Source organism: Bartonella sp. AP1QHHD (genome assembly GCF_042196265.1).
Classification (GTDB): Bacteria; Pseudomonadota; Alphaproteobacteria; order Rhizobiales; family Rhizobiaceae; genus Bartonella.
Genome location: NZ_JBHIPW010000047.1, coordinates 20,393 through 38,711, shown reverse-complemented (window position 1 = coordinate 38,711; position 18,319 = coordinate 20,393). Strand labels below are relative to the sequence as shown.

Here is an 18,319-nt window from a genome sequence, read left to right as displayed (position 1 = left end):
ATGAAAAAAAATCTTTGGATTGTATTTTTTTTAATTGCAACATTTCCTTTTCGATTAGCAATAGCAGTAGAGCCGGATGAGATTTTAAAGGATAAGATTCTTGAAGCGCGAGCACGCCATATTTCATCGCATTTACGTTGTCCGGTTTGTCAAAATCAATCAATTGATGATTCAGATGCTGCTTTAGCACGTGATTTACGGCTTTTAATTCGGGAAAGGCTAAAAATGGGCTATAGTAATCAGCAAGTCATTGACTTTCTTGTTGAGCGATATGGTGAATTTATTCTCTTGAAACCACCATTGAATAGGATAACTTGGTTTTTATGGTTCTCGCCTTTGATCATTATTATCATTGGCGTAAGTATCATATTTTTCCACTTCAAACGAAATAATCATGCGTTATGTGAATGAAAAAGAACAGTCAAAAATGTCATTGCATTAAAAAAATGTTACATAAAAGAAAAAAATCAGATCATCTGCAATGAGCAGACAATCTTATTGTAATTATATTAGGGAATACTGAAGCCTTACAAAACTTTAATAATTTAGACAGAAAACGGTAAGGTCTGATATTTTATAAGTGATCGGAATTGAAATAAAGGTATGATTGAATAGGAGCATAGAATAAATGGTTAAAAAGGCTTTCTTTAAAACATTTGTCGCAGTGAGTTTTTCTGCGATATTGGAAAGTGCACTGTTTTTTAGTGGATGTACATCAAGCTTGTGGATGACAAAGGCTCATGCAAGTTCTGTATTTACTTCGTTAATGCAACAACAGGGATTTGCCGATATTGTTGCTCAAGTGAAACCAGCCGTTGTAGCAGTACAAGTAAAGAGCAATAAAAAGAAAGAAGATAGGTTCTTTAGCAACTTTTTTAGTGGTCCAGGACTTGATCAATTACCAGATCAGCATCCTTTAAAAAGATTTTTTAAAGAGTTTTATGATTTTGATAAACCTAAAAATAAATTTCCGCACCAATCGCAGAGACTCCGTCCTGTTGCTTTTGGATCGGGTTTTTTTATTTCGTCTGATGGTTACATTGTGACCAATGATCATGTGATTTCTGATGGAACAAGTTATACTGTTGTTCTTGATGATGGTACAGAATTGAATGCAAAGCTCATTGGGAAAGACCCAAAAACCGACCTTGCCGTATTAAAAGTGAATGATAAAAGAAAATTTTCTTATGTTGATTTTGGTGATGATTCAAAGCTTCGTGTTGGGGATTGGGTTGTTGCCATTGGGAATCCATTTGGTCTTGGTGGAACTGTGACAGCAGGTATTGTTTCTGCACGTGGACGTGATATTGGCACTGGTGTGTACGATGATTTTATTCAGATTGATGCTGCTGTTAATAGAGGAAACTCTGGTGGTCCAACGTTTGATCTTAATGGAAAGGTTGTTGGGGTTAATACAGCAATTTTTTCTCCTTCTGGAGGAAATGTTGGGATTGCTTTTGCTATTCCAGCAGCGACTGTAAAACAGGTTGTACAACAACTTATTGAAAAAGGTTCAGTTCAACGTGGTTGGTTAGGTGTTCAGATTCAGCCGGTAACAAAGGAGATTTCCGATTCAATAGGATTGAAAGAAGCCAAGGGTGCTTTGGTTACTGATCCGTTAAAAGGACCGGCAGAAAAGGCTGGTATTAAAGCGGGTGATGTAATTATTTCAGTGAATAATGAAAAAGTTGCTGATGCGCGTGAGCTGGCGAAACGTATTGCAAATATTAAACCAGGAGAAATGGTAACCATAGGGATTTGGAGATCAGGTAAGGAGGAGAGTATAAAGGTTAAACTCGCTTCAATGTCTGAAGATGAAAGTAAGAAAGAGACTTCAAAATATTCAAATGGACAGAGTGATTTAGATGAAACATTGGAAGATTATGGTTTGATTGTTATGCCTTCTGATGATGGTGTAGGGGTTGTCGTAACGGATGTCGATACCGATTCAGATGCTGCAGATAAAGGGATACGCCCTGGTGATATCATTGTGACAGTAAATAATAAACCAGTTAAACGAGTCTCTGATATTATTAACACAATCAAAAATGCTCAGCAGTTAGGACGAAAGGCTATACTCTTACAAGTGCGAACAAATGATCAAAATCGTTTTGTTGCTCTTCCAATTTTCAAAAAATAAGGCTTTAGTTGTAGGACAAATGTTTATTAAACATTTGTCCTACAACATAATAAAATAATGGAGATACGTTTTATGAAGATACTCGTTATTGAAGATGATCATGAGACGGGGCATTATCTCGAAAAAGCATTTTTGGAAGTAGGGCATTCTGTTGATGTTGCTTATGATGGAGATACGGGATACGCTTTAGCAACCACGGAAAATTATGACGTTATGGTTGTTGACCGAATGCTTTTGCATCGTGATGGTCTTTCTATTATTGCTGAATTGCGCGCTAAAGGCAATGAAACACCGGTTCTTATTCTGTCTGCTTTAGGGCAAGTTAATGATCGTGTAACGGGGCTGCGTGCAGGGGGAGATGATTATTTGACAAAGCCTTATGCTTTTTCTGAACTTCTTGCGCGTGTTGAAGTTTTACAACGGCGGAAAAATCCTAAAGAAGCAGAAACTGTTTACTGTGTAGGTAATCTTGAGCTTGATCGGTTAGCACATACGGTAAAACGAGGTGATAGAAACATTCTATTGCAACCACGAGAGTTTCGTTTACTCGAATATTTGATGCGCTATGCGGGGCAGGTTGTTACACGCACTATGCTTTTGGAAAATGTTTGGGATTACCACTTTGATCCACAAACGAATGTCATTGATGTCCATATCTCCCGTTTGAGAGCCAAAATTGAAAAAGATTTTGATGTTCCCCTTCTCCATACTGTGCGTGGAGCTGGATATATGCTGAAAGCACCAGATAACAAAGCATGAATCGTTTGATTAATATAATGCGCACGACGGCGCTAAGGCTTTCAGCGCTTTACATTTTATTGTTTGGATTGGTGGCAACAGGGCTTTCTATTTATATGACGGCATTTTCTGCTTCATTGTTAACAGAGCAAACTGAACAGGCTTTACATGAAGAATTAAAGTATATTGAAAATGCTTATAATTATGGGGGATTATCCTTATTAATGCGTACTATTGATTATCGTTCAAGACAACCAGGAGCATTTCTTTATCTTGTCACGGATTCTATGGGGCGTATTTTAGCAGGAAATGTAGCACGTATTGAATTAGGTCTTTTGAATCAGAGTGGTTTTATTTCTACCTCTTTTTTGTATTCCCGTTTTGGAGAACATGGCAAAACAAGTGAACATCGCGCTTTGGCGGTTATTGTTGATTTACCTAATGCTATGAAGATTCTTATAGGACGCGATTTGGATGAGCCAGAACGTTTTGCAGTGGTTATTCGTAAAGCTGTGATCATTGCACTTGCTGCAATGGTTGGAGGCGCTTTACTTATATGGTTTTTTGTTGGAAGGAGAGCTTTACAAAGGATTGATCATGTAACGGCTGCATCACAGCGTCTGATGGATGGTGATTTTAGTGGGCGTTTACCTGTTTCTGGAGTAGGGGATGAGTTTGATCGATTGTCAACTAATCTTAATGTTATGTTAGACCGCATTGAAGAGTTAAATATTGGTTTACGTCAAGTATCAGATAATATTGCTCATGATCTGAAAACGCCGTTAACACGTCTTAGAAATCGCGCTGAAGAGGCGCTTTCAGGAAATAAGACAAAGCTTGAATATCGTCAGGTCCTTGATAGGGTTATTGCAGAATCAGATCAACTTATTTGTACGTTCAATGCGATTTTAATGATTTCACGTATTGAGGCCAGCAGTGCAATTGAGCATCTTGAAATGATGAACATGAAACTGATCCTTGAAGATGCTGTTGAGATTTACGAACCTTTTGCTGAAGAGTCAGGTGTTTTACTTCGGTTGGGGAATATATTTGATAAAGAGCTTAAGTTGAATCGTGAGCTTGTGGCACAATCAATTTTTAACCTTATAGATAATGCCATTAAATATGCGTCTAAAGGTGAAAGGAAAGCGGAGGTTTGCTTATCAATGGAATATCGTGATGAACATTTATTAGTTGTTGTGAGCGATAATGGACCAGGAATAGCAGAGGATAAACTTGAAAAAGTGACAGAACGATTTGTTCGTCTTGAAGAAAGCCGCACACAACCTGGGTTTGGGATTGGTTTAAGCATAGCAAAAGCGGTTATGAAGCTTCACGGGGGTGAATTGTTACTTGAAAATGCAAATCCAGGGCTTAGGGCTGTCTTGTTATTTCCTTAAAAATATTTTTCTTCACTTTTCTCTTTTCATACATAACAACTATTTTAAAAGTATAAAGCAATAGAAAGGAAGGCAAAATGCTTTTCAAGGAAGCGCAGACGAAACAAGCTTTTTTAAAAACACAGCTTCTCCCTTTATGCCCTCTCGATAAAAGTGGTTCCCAATGGTTAAAAGACATGGAAGAACAAGCAAGGAAAGAAGGTCTAGAATCGCTTGTTTCCCTTATTTCAGAGAGTGGAACGCAGATTGATTTTATCAGTTCAGTTATGACCTTATCTCCTTTTTTGCGTGAGGTTTTAATTGCCAATCCATCATATCTTAGTGCTTTATTGAATGTTGATATAGAAACAAGGCTGAGCGAAATTATAGATGATATTACGGCTATTGATAAGGATGAAACTATAAATGAAACTTCATTGATGGCTGCTTTAAGGCGCAAAAAACGAGAAGCGCATGTTCTCATTGCTTTAGCTGATTTGAGTGGTGTTTTTACTTACGAAGTTTCATGTGCTTGGTTGACACGTTTGGGCGAAGCAGCATTAAGTGTAGCGTTGCGTTTTCTATTAAGAGAAACGCATGATCATGGTAAGATCAATTTATTAAGCCGTGAGAATCCAGAAAAAGACTGTGGTTTAATTATTTTAGGGATGGGAAAATTAGGAGCAGGGGAACTTAATTATTCTTCTGATATTGATCTTATTGTTTTCATTGATGAAACATCACCTCATATTGGTAATCTTTCTGAAAGTGTTGACGTATTTTCTAAAATGGTACGCCGATTAATCCGTATCATTCAAGAACGCACTGCGGAAGGATATGTTTTTCGTCTTGATTTTCGGCTTCGTCCAGATCCAGGATCAACCCCTTTGGCCTTACCAGTAAGGACTGCCTTGCGGTATTACGAAGGGCGTGGGCAAAATTGGGAACGAGCAGCCATGATTAAAGCACGTCCAGTTGCTGGCGATAAGAGGGCAGGTTTTAACTTTCTTAAAGAGCTTTTTCCCTATGTGTGGCGGAAATATTTAGATTACGCTGCTATTGCTGATATTCATTCGATCAAACGTCAAATTCATGCGCATAAAAATTATGGTCAAATTGCAGCTTATGGGCATAATATAAAGTTAGGTCGTGGCGGTATTCGTGAGATTGAGTTTTTTGTTCAGACACAACAGCTCATTGCCGGTGGGCGTTTTCCTCAATTACGTGGACGTCAGACAGTGGCAATGTTAGCAGAACTTCACACGCTTGGTTGGATCAGTGAGAAAACAAGAAATAGCCTTATAAAAAGTTATGCTTTTCTTCGAAATGTGGAACATCGTATTCAGATGCTTTTCGATGAACAAACACACCTTCTTCCAAATGATATTGCTCAATTCACGAGTGTTGCCTATTTAATGGGTTATCAGGACAGTAGCAGTTTTATCCATGATTTATTAAAAACACTGCAGGTTGTTGAAAAACATTATGCAGCACTGTTTGAGAATGAGCAAGAGCTTGGTTTAGAAATTGGTAATTTAGTTTTTACAGGTGAAGAAGATGATCCGGAGACATTAATAACGTTAAGCTGTTTAGGCTTTGAAAGAGCAAGTGATATTTGTCGTATTATGCGTACTCTCCATTGTGGTCGTTATAAAGCAACGCAATCAGCCGAAGCACGCGAGAGATTAACGGAATTAACACCAGCTCTTTTGAAAGCTTTTGGTGGGACAAAACGAGCTGATGAGGCGATGTTGCGTTTTGATAGTTTTTTACAGGGCTTACCTTCAGGAATTCAGCTTTTTAGTCTTTTACAGTCTAATCCCTCTCTTTTGGATATGCTTGTCCTTATTATGGGTGCTGCTCCACGTCTTGCAGAAATTATTGCACGCAGGTCCCATGTTTTTGATGGAATGTTAGATCCGAATATTCTTTCAGCATTACCGACCAAAACGTACTTAGAAAAACGGCTTGAATATTTTCTTGAAAATGTTCTTTCTTATGAGAAAATTCTTGACCATTTAAGGATTTTTGCAGATGAACAACGTTTTTTGATTGGTATTCGAATTTTAAACGGTACAATTACAGGAGAAAGAGCGGGTTTTGCTTTTACTGCGCTTGCTGATCTTATGATTACAAAAACATTTGCTACCGTTCAAGAGGAATTTTCTCGTCTTCATGGTCGTATTAAAGGGGGGCGTGTTGGCATATTGGGTATGGGGAAGCTTGGAAGTCGCGAATTAACAGCAGATTCCGATGTTGACCTCGTTTTGCTTTATGAACACGATAATGATGTAGAAATATCTGATGGAGAAAAGCCTCTTTATATCTCTCAATATTATACGCGTTTAGCACAGCGCCTCGTTTCTGCTTTATCCACTCTTACAAGCCAAGGTATTCTTTATGTCGTTGATTTAAGGTTACGGCCATTAGGCAATAAAGGACCTATTGCTGTTTCTTTTCCATTTTTTAAAAAGTACTATCGCCAAGAAGCATGGATATGGGAATATCTTGCTTTAACAAGGGCTCGAGGCATTGCAGGAGACCCTGATTTTTTACAAAAGCTAGAAAATGAAGTGTGTGCAATTATTGCTATTTCTCGTGATAAGAAGGAAGTTGCAAAAGAAGTATGTGAAATGCGTGCCTTGATTGCAAAAGAAAAGCCGCCAAAAAATCAATGGGATTTAAAAACGATGTCTGGTGGCATTATGGATTTGGAGTTTATTGCTCAATTTTCTCTTATTACGCATGTCATTGAGTTTCAAATTGGAGCGACGACAGCGGATATTTTAGATCACTTACCAAACAGTTTTCTTAATCAGTCATGTATTGCTGATTTACATTATGCCTATCGTCTTTATACAAATTTGAGTCAAATTATACGGCTTTGCTTAAATGATTCTCTTGATCCCAATGATATGCCACCTGGATTAAGTGACCTTTTGTTGAATAGTGTTGGGGAACCTGATTTGCTTCGTGTTGAAAAATTAATTGCAGAAACTGGGCAATTGGTCTGTTCAGTTTTTTCAAAAATCATGAAACATTAAAATAATTCTATAAGAATAAATAAAAATTATTAATTCCATTTTTATATATTAATTTTTTGTCTTTCATTTCATAGACGCTTGAGATGGTTAGAGTGAAGTTCTCTACTGGTTTTTCAAGTGTGATGAAAAAATTCTCCATTCTAGGTATCATTCTTTATACAAAAAACGATGAGTGATTAATTTAGTGAATCATATTTTTTATGAGCGTTATCTCATTTTTTCAAAAAATTGACATTATAATTATTTATATTATTGAATATAATGATGATCAATATGAAGCTATAAAAGCTGCTATAGATTAATAGTTTCTGGAAATTATAAATAATATTTAAGCTTTATTTAAAACTAATTTTAATTTTTTAACTGTGTCATTTTTGCTATAGATTTTTTCAAAAAATTGTGAAACGATTTACCATTATTTATGTATCACATTAGCTTTTAGGGGAGCAATTATGATTACAAAGTATTTAGCCTCAACATCTCTATTTTCTTTAATTTCAATTTCTGTAGTACAGGCGTCGGATATCGTTATTCCTGAACAACCTGTTCCTGTTATTCCAGCGCCTGCTTTGTCTTGGACAGGATTTTATCTTGGAGGACAGATTGGTAACTTTTCAGGTAAAACAACTGCAAGTTATTTAAAACATGAGACAGGGATATGGAATCCAATTGGAAAGGAGAATTTACCTAAACTTTCTGGTTTTATCGGGGGAGTTTATGCGGGTTCCAATATTGATATCGATAATAGTTTTATTATAGGTGTTGATACAGATATTATGTGGTCTGGTAAAAAGGATTCTAAAGATGTCAATCTACCGAAAAAAAGTCCAACTGAAGAAACACCAAAACCTATAGAAGAAACAAGTCTAACAAGAGATTTGCAGGAGAATGATTCAACAAGGCGTATTAAAGCTGTACGTCATACTTTAAAACAAAAATGGGCTGGTGCTACACGGGTGAGAGTTGGTTTTGCGATTGAGCGTATGATGCCTTATATTTCCGGAGGGATTGCTTATACGCAGCTTCAGAATATTTTTGCGGCAGTAGCTGATAGCAAAAATGGAGAAGTTGATTTTTCTGATTGGTTGCATGATGAAAAAAAGACCATGATTGGTTATACCCTTGGAGGTGGTATTGATTTTGCAATGACTGATAATGTTATTGTGCGTGCAGAATATCGTTATTCAGATTTTGGCAAAAAGAAGTTCATACAGGATAAATTTGAAATGGGCTACAAAACAAATGATTTCCGCGTGGGTGTAGCTTATAAATTTTAATTTTTTGCAGAATAAAACACTTCAAAAGTCTCATTTTCGAATGAGGCTTTTATTTTTCAGGTATGTTCTAGTAAATATCCTTTACTCAAAAGAGCTACTATTTTATTCGAACAATACTTTGATTTATAAATATAAATTACTTTTTGTCATGTTGAGTGAGAGACCCGAGTGTCATAAGATTTTCTCATTTTAAACCTATACTATATTGAACCAATCAAAACCATGTCTTTTGCACGTCAAAAAGAGGGGGAGTCGTGAGATAAAAAACATTAAAGAAAGAATAAAAATGCTTCTTATGAACTATCTTAAGTGCTAAAGGCTGTTGCTACATTAGGGGGTGGCAAAGTATGAGATTTGATACTAGCTTGCTTTTCCATAAACGTGAAGATGGTGTTGCTAAATGGACTTATCATTACATCATTCATAGGTGTCGTCGGGAAATGGGTTTTGGTGCTTTAAAAGATGCTTTTTAAAACCAACATGTGAATTGGCAAGCTAATGGCATTTTATTTTATTTGAAAGATCTCTCATACAATCAACTTTTCTGTTTTGCGGTATCGTAAAATATTTTATTTAATAACAAAAAGATCGCAAAAAAATTCTAAAGCACGTAAAATTACATCCGCAATGTAACTCAATAATAAAATAATTATAAAGAGTATTATAAAGTGATTTATAGGAAAAAATAGAGAGAAAATTAGGAATTTATTGAGACATAAAAAACATTATTACCTATGTCTGTTATCGAAATATAATCTACTATTTTTTATAACTTTTTTAATGTACGATAATAAATGTCGAGTGAAATAGTAATGGATCATTTCAAATCTATTTACGATAAATCAATCAACATCATTTGTTTATGAATCACAAGTAGGTTGGGTTATTGAAATTATATACTTTAGTTATTATTTGGCTTTTTTAGGCATTGATTTTCAGGTATAGACGCTGAATGAGCTTCTCTATTATTCTATAAAATATCATCATTGTAATAATATAAGGATTTTACGCATTAGATGCTTTTGGAGGAGTGTATGATGAAATTCAAAGCAGGGTTTATGTGTAGAGCTTTGTGAAGTAAATCACATGCGCAATTAGCAGCTGGAACCCGTGAGACAAGAATCCGGATTATTTATAAATCAGATGTGGTAGAATTTTCGTTCTTTAGGGCGGGAAGGAAGAAAACCGATAAGTTTGTAAAAAGCTAGTCACATAAGTGGGGCAGCAGATGGAACTGTCTGAGAAAAATTGATCTATTGACAGAGAAGGTGAAACTTTGTCTTTTAAGGAGAAAAAGGGAAATAAGAATTATGATTTTCAAAGGAATATGAAATAAAAATATTTTCGTTTTTTGTTGTTTTGGCAACTATGAAGGTGTTTAAAGATTAATTGTTTCAGTACATGCAATCTCGTTTTGAAGATTGATAATGCTATAACGTTGTAATTGGCAATGCCATTGATTTTGTAAGCGTTCAATGGAAAATAAATTAAAGCCTGCGGGTGGTTTTTTATCACCAAAAGCTTGTGATGCGGAAGGAACACCAACAATAGGAATTTTTTTAATTGGTCCTTCAATGTAATTCAATGTGGGTAAATGAGTATGTCCGTGAAGAATAAGCTCACAACCGTGATATTTGATAACGTCTAGAAAACGTTTTATATCCCGTAGTTTTTTATGCCAAGACGTTGCCTTTGGAAAGGGGGGGTGGTGAATCATGACGACACGAAAAAGGTTGCGCTGTGCTGCTTCCTTTAAAAAGAGCGGTAAAGTTTGCGCTTGCATTTTACCAAAATAGCCAGAAGCTTGAAAAGGCAATGTCGCAATGGCTGAAGAAGCTGCTATGATGGCAACATCTTTGCGAATGCGCATATAAGGAAAGACGCTTTTTTGAGGGATGTCACCTGTAATCCAGGGTTTAAAAAGAGTGCATGCTTTTTGTAAAGCGCCGCGGACATAGGCATCGTGATTTCCAAATGTTAAAGAAATATCTTGAGGTTTTCCTAGGTTAAGTAGCCAACGATGAGCTTGTACAAATTCTTTATCGAGAGCAAGATTTACAAGATCACCAGAGATCACAAGGTGATCAGGTTTTTTTTTGTTCAAGGCATCTATTACAGTTTCTAGGACATCTGTTGCCATCTGACTCTTACGTTTTTTTTGCCAGTTCAGATAACCGGTAAGACGCTTCCCAGAAAGTTCAAAAAGGGAAGGTTGCGGGAGAGGGGAAAGATGTACATCCGATATATGGGCAAGATAAAACATAAAAGCTCGTAGAGGATTAAAAACGATTTAAAGAATAAACATAAGATAAGTTAGTGCTTAAAGGCAAGAAAGATTGTAAAATGAAAATTAGCTTGCAAAAAAGAACGTCTCAAGCGGAATGTTCCAAATAGAATATCCCTAATAAAATATCATTGTGTTGTAGATTCACATATTTGTAAAAAAACATTTCTCAATGCGTTTGAGCTAACTTCACGACGGTACTCGATATTATAATGGAAAGCTTCTGTGAACTATATAGGGCTTACTGTACACTACCATCTCTACACTTATACAAGGTGCAAATAAAAAACATCATACTATTTTCCCCCAATTTTATGAAAATCCTTGCTTTGCTTTAAGAGGATTCATAAGAGGTATTTCACTCTTTTCTTCAATGGTTTCTATCCATACAGCATCTCTTCTAATAATACGCAAGAGAATGTTTTTTATTGTTTTAATATGAGGATATTAGAAATAAGGAGAATTCCACTGTATTTTGAGTTATAAATCAATACGTTATCTAATTACAAAAGGCAAGTAGATACGTAAAAAGATAAGCTGAATTTTAAAACTATTATACGAAATCTCAGACTTTTTAACGGCCTTCATAATACCACATGCTGCTCAACAGTAAAAGGTAAGCAAGCAGTGCAAAAAAACCAGAAAATATCGAAAAATAAAAGGTATTGATTAAACGGGTTTCTGTTGCTTCTTTCAGAACAATTGAATGTGCTGGGGAAGAGGACGGACTTGTTTTTGATTGAATCAGCTTAAATGGAGGAAGATGAATGTTTTCTTTTCCTTCAGGGTGTAAACGTCCGATGTAGCCACCAGTGTGCTTAATAATGGGGGCTAGTTTTTCTTGTGTTGAAATCAAGTCAAACAACTCAAGATTATCGAGCATCCCTACAGAAGAAAGTATTGTTAAACCGCCATTTTTAATGGTAAAAATTCCTGTCTCATCAGTGGTCACAGTTGCAGTAAAAAGGCCTTCTTGCTCTTTGGTCAGAGTAATATTTTCTTTTTTTCCAGAGGGAAAGATTATTTCAGCGGGTTCTGGATGGTCTTTTAGAGTTTGGCGGCGAATTGTTAAATGATGATGGCTGCTGGTCGCACTTAATTTTTCTTCCTCAAGTTCTGGTTCTTTCATGAGCCAATGGGCAATACGACGATAAAGAGCAGCATAAGGACCACCGCCTTCGAAACCTCGTGCCCAAAGCCAACTTTCATCAGAGAGCAACATGCCTACACGTCCTTTATCAACATGCGAGAGAAGTAAAAGTGGTTGTTCATCGGCTCCTTTCATGAGGGCGATTCCGTTATTTATGTTTTGAATAGCAATTTGTCGCAACCACTGCCCCCATTGAGAAGCGGGAAGGTTAAGTGTTGCAAGACCCCTTGTGACAGGATGGCGCTCACCTTCTTTGGTTAATGTGGGGCGAAAAGGTTTTTCAATAATAGTTCCATTGGGCAATGCCGGTAAAATGCTTATTAAAGGTGTTTTCGCAAGTGAGTTTTTTTGGGTAAATTCAGGTCCTGTTACCATCAGCAATGCACCACCCTTTTGTACATATTGGGCGATATAATCATAGTAGATTAAGGGGAGAACAGTAGAGTGCTGGTAGCCATCAAGGATGATGAGATCAAAGTTATTAATTTCTTCAACAAAGAGTTTTCTTGTGGGAAAGACCACTAAGGATAATTGGCTTGAGGGCGTATTATCTGCTTTGGTGGGGGGACGCAAAATAGTAAAGTGAACAAGATCAATATTAGAGTCACCTTTCAAAAGGTCTCGCCATGTCCGTTCTCCATTATAAGGAGCACCTGAAATAAGAAGAACGCGTAAATTTTCTCTGATTCCTTCAATAATTGTTATGGCGCGGTTGTTTTTAAAGCTTAGTTCACCTTTGTGTGGATCAGTTATAACTTGGATAATATTTTTTTCAGCATGAGGAAGGCTAATTTCAGTTTGAAAAATCACGCCAGGAGTCACAGAATAATGGCCAATGTCTTGTCCATTGACGCTTAGTGTAATATTTGCTTTCTGTGGTATTGTTTTTTTGGCGGGGCCTTTATCTTCTACCAAAATGGAGAGCGTTTGTGGTTTGTTGACAAGGGCAAAGCGTGGAGGAGAAATAAACTTGATTTGGCGATCAAATTCATCTGAGTGCCCTGTAATCAGGGCATTGAGAGGTGCTTCATGATGAAGGTCTGATAGGTCAGGAATGTCATGCACTTGTCCATCGGTGATAAAAATGGTTCCTGCATAACGAGAGAGCGGTACATCAGATACTGCTTGTGTTAAAGCCTCAAACAAATTCGTTGAGGGCGCATACTGATTATCAGCAAGTTTTCCAGCTTCAATAAAGCGTGGTTCAAATTGTGGATAATGCGCCAATGCTTGAGTTAATTGCGCGCGCGCTTCATCACTGTCGTTTGTACGTGTTCCAAATGTTTGGCTTTTGCTGCGGTCAATAACAATTCCTACTGTGCTTTTCAGTGGTTCACGCTGTTCTTTTATGATCATTGGATTGAGCAAAGCAAGGATGAGGGCGCTTAATGCCATCAGACGAAATAAAGAACCTTGCCGTTGCGTAACAAGACCAACAACGACAAAAAGAATCGATATTCCACTTAAGAACAGAATCCAAATGAGTGGTAAAAAAGGCTGAAAAGTGAAAAATGATATCATTGCCTTCTTTCTCTTTTAAAGCGTTCCAAGAGTGCTGGAACATGAACTTGATCCGCTTTATAGTTTCCTGTAAGAACATAAAGGACAATATTTAAACCTGCACGAAATGCCCATAGACGTTGCATTGGATCATTGGGAACAAGGGGATATTTCCATGACCCTTTTTTATCGAGTGCCCAAGCACCAGCAAAGTTATTGGCAGTAATGAGAAGAGAACTTACATTATCGCCGCTGGCAAGGGAATTTTTATTTTTTTTGTTTGTTGATGAGGATTCAATCCATAAAGGTGAACCACGGTAGAGACCAGGAAAATCTGGCATAATATAAAAAGAACGTGCAACAACATGATCCGTTGATGCTGGCTCAATGGATGGAATATTTAACTCTTTTAAGATATCTCGTAATCTTTGCGTTTCTGGAGTAGCATCTCCTTCAAGATTAAGATTGCTCTTTATCTGATCGCGCGTGTCAAATAAAATTGTTCCCCCATGTTTCATAAAGTTATTTATTTTTTCAAGGCTTTTGGGGGTTGGTATAGGACTCTTAACATCAATTGGCCAGTAAATAAGAGGATAAAAAGAGAGTTCATCTTTATCGAGATCAAGTGCTGTAACAGAGCCGAGGGTAAGCATTGTGCGCTCTGCGATAAATTGACTTAATGCTTCTAGACCACTTTTACTCGTTGTATCAATTTCATGATTATTGGTTATAACATAGGCAAGATGTGTTGCACCAGCAGCTTGTACACTATCATATTGATTTTCTTTCGTTTGTGCATGAAGAGTTGGATCATATGAAAACAAGGCAATAAGACTTATAAAGGGGAGGAGAAACATATTACGCCGTTTCATGAAAGAAAAAATATCTCCTATCCATAAAATGAGAAAATTGTCAAAGGCGAATAATAAGATGGCTAATCCTAAAAGTGGGCCGATAAGATTTTTTTCTTTTGTATCGTAAGATAAAGGGCTTTTATTAAGAGATGTTGGCAATGATGATTGTTTTATCAAGTGCGACGAATGAGTTAAGAGATTGAGTGCATAAAAATCGTTTTTGACACCATAAAGTCCTGGGGGAGTATGGTAGGAAGGATGGGGTGGATTTTGAGAGTCAAAGATCAAAGGAACAACATCAGAGGGTGGTACTTGTAATTGTCCGTCAACGGCTATAGTTCGCCAAGGGTTTTGTACCACTGTTCTTTTTTCTCTGTATGTTAGGTTTGTGTTTTCGTTAGAACCTAATGTGATTAATTTTTGCAGCATTTGTGCAAAAAAGCCAGAAAGAGGAAGGTTAGACCATGTTGGGTCAGGAGCAACATGAATGAGAATGAGGGTTCCTTTACCATGTTTTGCTGCGGTAATAAGAGGAGTTCCATCCGAAAGGCTAAGCCACGTTTTTTCAAAAAGATCTGGGGTTGGTTCTGCGAGGATTTGGCGCGAGACAGTAACATCTCCTGGAAAGGGAAGACCAAAGAAAAAGCTATTTTTTGCAAAAGGGGCAAGCTTTTGTGGTTTTGTCCAAGACATAATACTTCCAAGGGAACGTTGACCTGGGCGTAGTGGTATCGGAAGAAGGTTATCGTAATGTTCTGCGCTACTGAGTTTTTCTCCTGCAAAGCGGATGAGTGTTCCCCCTTTATTCACAAAATCAGAAAGTTTTTTTTCTGCTTTTGGGGGTATGTTAACAATGTCACCCATAATCAAAACAGATGGATTTTGTTTAAGCAAATGATCAATATCCGTTGAAAGTTCTCTTCCACCGGCTGTTATAAGCTGTGTATGACCTTGTAAGGCTTTGATAATGTAATAAAATGGAGCAAGTAAAGGCTGTGCCATTTCATTGGTATCGGGTGAGAGAAGAGCAACACGGCTTATCCTGTTATGGCTGTCTACCAAGAAGGTTGCAGCAGCATGGTTTTGATTGTTTATTTTTATCCAAGCGATATCATTGCGTAGTTCAAGTGGTACATTAAAAGGAACAAGTGCTGTTGTTTCTCCTTCAGAGAAATTGTTCGTAAATTGTCCGAGAAGTTGATTATTTGAATCGTAGAGGCTGAGTATAGCGGGAGTGTTACTGTGTGTTGTTGAGCGGATAATACGCGCGCCCATGTTTCCATTGTTATTTTCTATGGATGTTATACCGGTTAAATCGGAAATATCAGTCAAATACCACAAGAAGTTTCTAGGTTTTAATTCTTCAAGAAGAGCAAAAGCTTGCTCATCTTCATTTGTTTGTAATCCATCACTTAAATAAGCAATATCAAGAGGTTTTCCTTTGGTTATTTTGCTGAGTTTTTTGAAGGCATGCACGCGGTTGACAGACCAAGGACGCGGTTGCAAATGCATTAAATGCTGTTTTATAATCTTGGCTGGTTGGGGCTCTATATTGTAGATATTATTTTCAGCCGTTGCAACAAGATAAATATTTTTTTGCTGTTTTTCTGCCTGTGCAAGGAGCATTTCAGCGATAGAGATGCGCTGTTTCCATTCTTTTACAGAAACCCAACCATTATCAATAATGAGTGCAAGGGGTTGAGCCCCAGAAAAGCTTATTGGTTTTTGATTCCAAGTGGGGCGTGCTAGAGCTATGATAACAAGTGCCGCTATGGTTAAACGCAACAAGAGCAACCACCAAGGTGTATGTTTTGCTGTTTCTTGTTGATGAGTTGGTTTGGGTAAGAAGCGAAAAGGGGGAAAAAGCTCTTTACGCGGAGATGGAGGAGTTATCCGCAACAGCCACCAAATGACCGGTAGGAACAAAAGCCCTAGTAACAGAAAGGGAGCAGCAAAACTCAAAGTGCCCTCCTTTTTTGCAATGGAGAGTCGCTCATTGTATTTGCAAGATGAAAAATGGTCTCTGTTAAAGGTTGATCTGTTGTACTAACGTGATAAGACCATCCTTGGCGTGCGCAAAAATTTACCAATTCTTGTCGCCTTGCGTGATATAGTTTACAATAGTTCTTACGAAGATCTTCTGCTTTAGTGGAAACATGTTTCTCTTTCGTTTCAGGATCCAAAAATTCTGTGTGACCTGTGTAGGGAAAGCTTTCTTCTGCGGGATCAGAAATTTCAATTAAATGAGCTGTCACCTGTTTTGTAGTTAAAACGGTTAAATGTTGGATGATTTTTTCAGGATAGTCGAGAAAATCACTCATTATAATGACATGTGAAAAGCGTGTAATCATTGAAAAATCCGGAAATAAATTTTCATCTGAATGATTTTCTAAAGCAAAGGCTATTCGTTCTACGACATTAGATGTCATTGTGGGGGACATTAAGTTGGGAATAGCAATATGTTCGCCACTGCGTGCAAGAAGGGATGCCAAGGTAAGGGTAAGAATAGTGGCATGATTACCTTTAGAGATTTTAGAAAAGCGCGAACAGTAATGCATTGATGCGCTCTGATCAGGACAAAGCCAAACGGTTTGTGTCGTTTGCCATTCGTGTTCACGGAGATACGTATTTTCATCACGCGCTGAGCGACGCCAATCAATGCGGGTAATGGATTCTCCTTCCATATAGGGACGAAATTGCCAAAAGTTTTCCCCATTACCGCTTTTACGTTGTCTATGCCACCCGGTTATCAATGTATTAGCGATATGACGCGCTTGTAAAAGGAAATATGGCATTTTGCCAGTATCCTTATGCAGTTCATTTGCCAGCGACAATGGAGGCTTTTGTAAAACTTTTTTGCCAAGTGCCATTCAAAGAGCATCTTTCACAAGGTTATTGATAATATCTTTTACGGTTATATCTTCAGCACGGGCAGAAAAATTAAGAGCCATGCGGTGTTGTAATACGGGATAGGCCAATGCTTCAACATCATCAAGTGAAGGAGCTAAGCGTCCATAATAAAGAGCACGGGCGCGAACACAAAGTGAAAGGGCTTGTGATGCCCGTGGACCAGGTCCCCAAGAAACATAAGTATTAGCAAGGCTATTGTCTTTATGAGGGCGAGATGAGCGGACAATTTTTAAAATAGCTTCAATCACATTTTCTGAAAGAGGCATTTTGCGAACGATATTTTGAATTTTTTGCAATTTTTTGCCGGATAAAATTGGTTTTGCATTTGATTTTTTTTCTTTTGTTGTTTCTAAAATAATCCGTCGTTCTGTTGTGAGGTCAGGATAGTCAATATCGATTTGCATCAAAAAGCGATCCAGTTGTGCTTCAGGAAGTGGATATGTCCCTTCTTGTTCGAGAGGATTTTGCGTTGCAAGAACATGAAAAGGTTGTGGCAAATCATAACGGTTACCTGCAACAGTAACATGATATTCTTGCATAGCTTGTAAAAGGGCTGACTGTGTCCGTGGGGAAGCACGATTGATTTCATCGGCCATGAGAAGTTGCGTGAAAATAGGACCTTGAATGTATCGAAAAGAACGTTTACCGTCTTTATCGGAATCCATAATTTCAGAACCAATAATATCCGATGGCATTAAGTCAGGAGTGAATTGGATGCGTTTTTCATCAAGCCCTAAGACTGTTCCCAATGTTTCAACAAGACGTGTTTTTGCAAGTCCTGGAGCACCGACAAGAAGGGCGTGACCACCAGCGAAAATAGCGATTAAAGCATATTCGATTACCTGATTTTGCCCAAAAATAACTTTGTCAATTTCTTTTTGTAAAATATCCAATTCTTTGTGTGCCGTATCAATATCATCAATAATGACTTGAGCTTCATGATTGATATTGACCTTTTTTATAGAATTGGATGATGGATCATGTTGACTCATATTTCTTCCTTAAGGCGTTTGTCGCAAAAATGGTAATTTTCTCTGCATGAT

12 protein-coding genes are annotated in these 18,319 nt (G+C 37.4%); 7 read left to right on the top strand and 5 right to left on the bottom strand.

Going from position 1 to position 18,319, the window contains the following annotated elements; translation table 11 throughout:
- The 7 genes from ACFIME_RS04295 to ACFIME_RS04265 all read left to right on the top strand — a co-directional run bounded on the left by ACFIME_RS04295 (nucleotide 1) and on the right by ACFIME_RS04265 (nucleotide 9,051).
- A complete protein-coding gene (locus tag ACFIME_RS04295) occupies nucleotides 1–411 on the top strand; it encodes a cytochrome c-type biogenesis protein CcmH (RefSeq protein WP_375684549.1) in 411 nt (136 codons plus the stop codon).
- A 217-nt stretch (nucleotides 412–628) separates the two neighbouring features.
- Nucleotides 629–2,140 carry a Do family serine endopeptidase gene (locus tag ACFIME_RS04290; protein ID WP_375611163.1) on the top strand — a complete coding sequence of 504 codons (1,512 nt, stop codon included), beginning with the start codon at nucleotides 629–631 and terminating at the stop codon, nucleotides 2,138–2,140.
- Nucleotides 2,141–2,212: 72 nt separating this feature from the next.
- Nucleotides 2,213–2,899, top strand: coding sequence for a response regulator transcription factor (locus ACFIME_RS04285; protein ID WP_012754868.1), 687 nt, complete (start codon nucleotides 2,213–2,215; stop codon nucleotides 2,897–2,899).
- Nucleotides 2,896–4,278 carry a HAMP domain-containing sensor histidine kinase gene (locus ACFIME_RS04280; protein ID WP_012754869.1) on the top strand — a complete coding sequence of 461 codons (1,383 nt, stop codon included), beginning with the start codon at nucleotides 2,896–2,898 and terminating at the stop codon, nucleotides 4,276–4,278. Before ACFIME_RS04285 ends, ACFIME_RS04280 begins: the two co-directional genes overlap by 4 nt.
- A gap of 77 nt (nucleotides 4,279–4,355) precedes the next feature.
- Nucleotides 4,356–7,301, top strand: a complete 2,946-nt coding sequence (locus ACFIME_RS04275; protein WP_375684548.1) for a bifunctional [glutamine synthetase] adenylyltransferase/[glutamine synthetase]-adenylyl-L-tyrosine phosphorylase — start codon at nucleotides 4,356–4,358, stop codon at nucleotides 7,299–7,301.
- Between the two features lie 452 nt (nucleotides 7,302–7,753).
- On the top strand, nucleotides 7,754–8,578 hold the full coding sequence (locus tag ACFIME_RS04270; protein ID WP_375634241.1) for an outer membrane protein: 825 nt from the start codon (nucleotides 7,754–7,756) through the stop codon (nucleotides 8,576–8,578).
- Between the two features lie 347 nt (nucleotides 8,579–8,925).
- Nucleotides 8,926–9,051 (top strand): hypothetical protein, encoded by a 126-nt coding sequence (locus tag ACFIME_RS04265; protein WP_375617587.1) that lies wholly within the window; start codon nucleotides 8,926–8,928, stop codon nucleotides 9,049–9,051.
- 905 nt (nucleotides 9,052–9,956) lie between these two features.
- On the opposite strand, the gene ACFIME_RS04260 is transcribed toward ACFIME_RS04265, so the two are convergent.
- The 5 genes from ACFIME_RS04260 to ACFIME_RS04240 all read right to left on the bottom strand — a co-directional run bounded on the left by ACFIME_RS04260 (nucleotide 9,957) and on the right by ACFIME_RS04240 (nucleotide 18,268).
- A complete protein-coding gene (locus tag ACFIME_RS04260; protein WP_375634238.1) occupies nucleotides 9,957–10,841 on the bottom strand; it encodes a metallophosphoesterase family protein in 885 nt (294 codons plus the stop codon).
- A gap of 595 nt (nucleotides 10,842–11,436) precedes the next feature.
- The gene (locus ACFIME_RS04255; RefSeq protein WP_375634236.1) at nucleotides 11,437–13,533 is read right to left on the bottom strand and encodes a glutamine amidotransferase; all 2,097 of its coding nucleotides are present in this window, start codon (nucleotides 13,531–13,533) and stop codon (nucleotides 11,437–11,439) included.
- On the bottom strand, nucleotides 13,530–16,328 hold the full coding sequence (locus ACFIME_RS04250; protein ID WP_375684547.1) for a DUF4159 domain-containing protein: 2,799 nt from the start codon (nucleotides 16,326–16,328) through the stop codon (nucleotides 13,530–13,532). Before ACFIME_RS04250 ends, ACFIME_RS04255 begins: the two co-directional genes overlap by 4 nt.
- Complete coding sequence (locus tag ACFIME_RS04245) at nucleotides 16,325–17,236, bottom strand: DUF58 domain-containing protein (protein ID WP_375661791.1); 912 nt, start codon at nucleotides 17,234–17,236, stop codon at nucleotides 16,325–16,327. The genes ACFIME_RS04250 and ACFIME_RS04245 overlap by 4 nt, the downstream gene beginning before the upstream one ends.
- A complete protein-coding gene (locus tag ACFIME_RS04240; RefSeq protein WP_375634232.1) occupies nucleotides 17,237–18,268 on the bottom strand; it encodes an AAA family ATPase in 1,032 nt (343 codons plus the stop codon).
- Nucleotides 18,269–18,319: the final 51 nt, after the last annotated feature.

Coding starts and splice junctions, on each gene's coding strand:
- ACFIME_RS04295 (WP_375684549.1), top strand. CDS start 1: ATGAAAAAAAATCTTTGGATTGTATTTTTTTTAATTGCAACATTTCCT.
- ACFIME_RS04290 (WP_375611163.1), top strand. CDS start 629: ATGGTTAAAAAGGCTTTCTTTAAAACATTTGTCGCAGTGAGTTTTTCT.
- ACFIME_RS04285 (WP_012754868.1), top strand. CDS start 2,213: ATGAAGATACTCGTTATTGAAGATGATCATGAGACGGGGCATTATCTC.
- ACFIME_RS04280 (WP_012754869.1), top strand. CDS start 2,896: ATGAATCGTTTGATTAATATAATGCGCACGACGGCGCTAAGGCTTTCA.
- ACFIME_RS04275 (WP_375684548.1), top strand. CDS start 4,356: ATGCTTTTCAAGGAAGCGCAGACGAAACAAGCTTTTTTAAAAACACAG.
- ACFIME_RS04270 (WP_375634241.1), top strand. CDS start 7,754: ATGATTACAAAGTATTTAGCCTCAACATCTCTATTTTCTTTAATTTCA.
- ACFIME_RS04265 (WP_375617587.1), top strand. CDS start 8,926: ATGAGATTTGATACTAGCTTGCTTTTCCATAAACGTGAAGATGGTGTT.
- ACFIME_RS04260 (WP_375634238.1), bottom strand. CDS start 10,841: ATGTTTTATCTTGCCCATATATCGGATGTACATCTTTCCCCTCTCCCG.
- ACFIME_RS04255 (WP_375634236.1), bottom strand. CDS start 13,533: ATGATATCATTTTTCACTTTTCAGCCTTTTTTACCACTCATTTGGATT.
- ACFIME_RS04245 (WP_375661791.1), bottom strand. CDS start 17,236: ATGGCACTTGGCAAAAAAGTTTTACAAAAGCCTCCATTGTCGCTGGCA.
- ACFIME_RS04240 (WP_375634232.1), bottom strand. CDS start 18,268: ATGAGTCAACATGATCCATCATCCAATTCTATAAAAAAGGTCAATATC.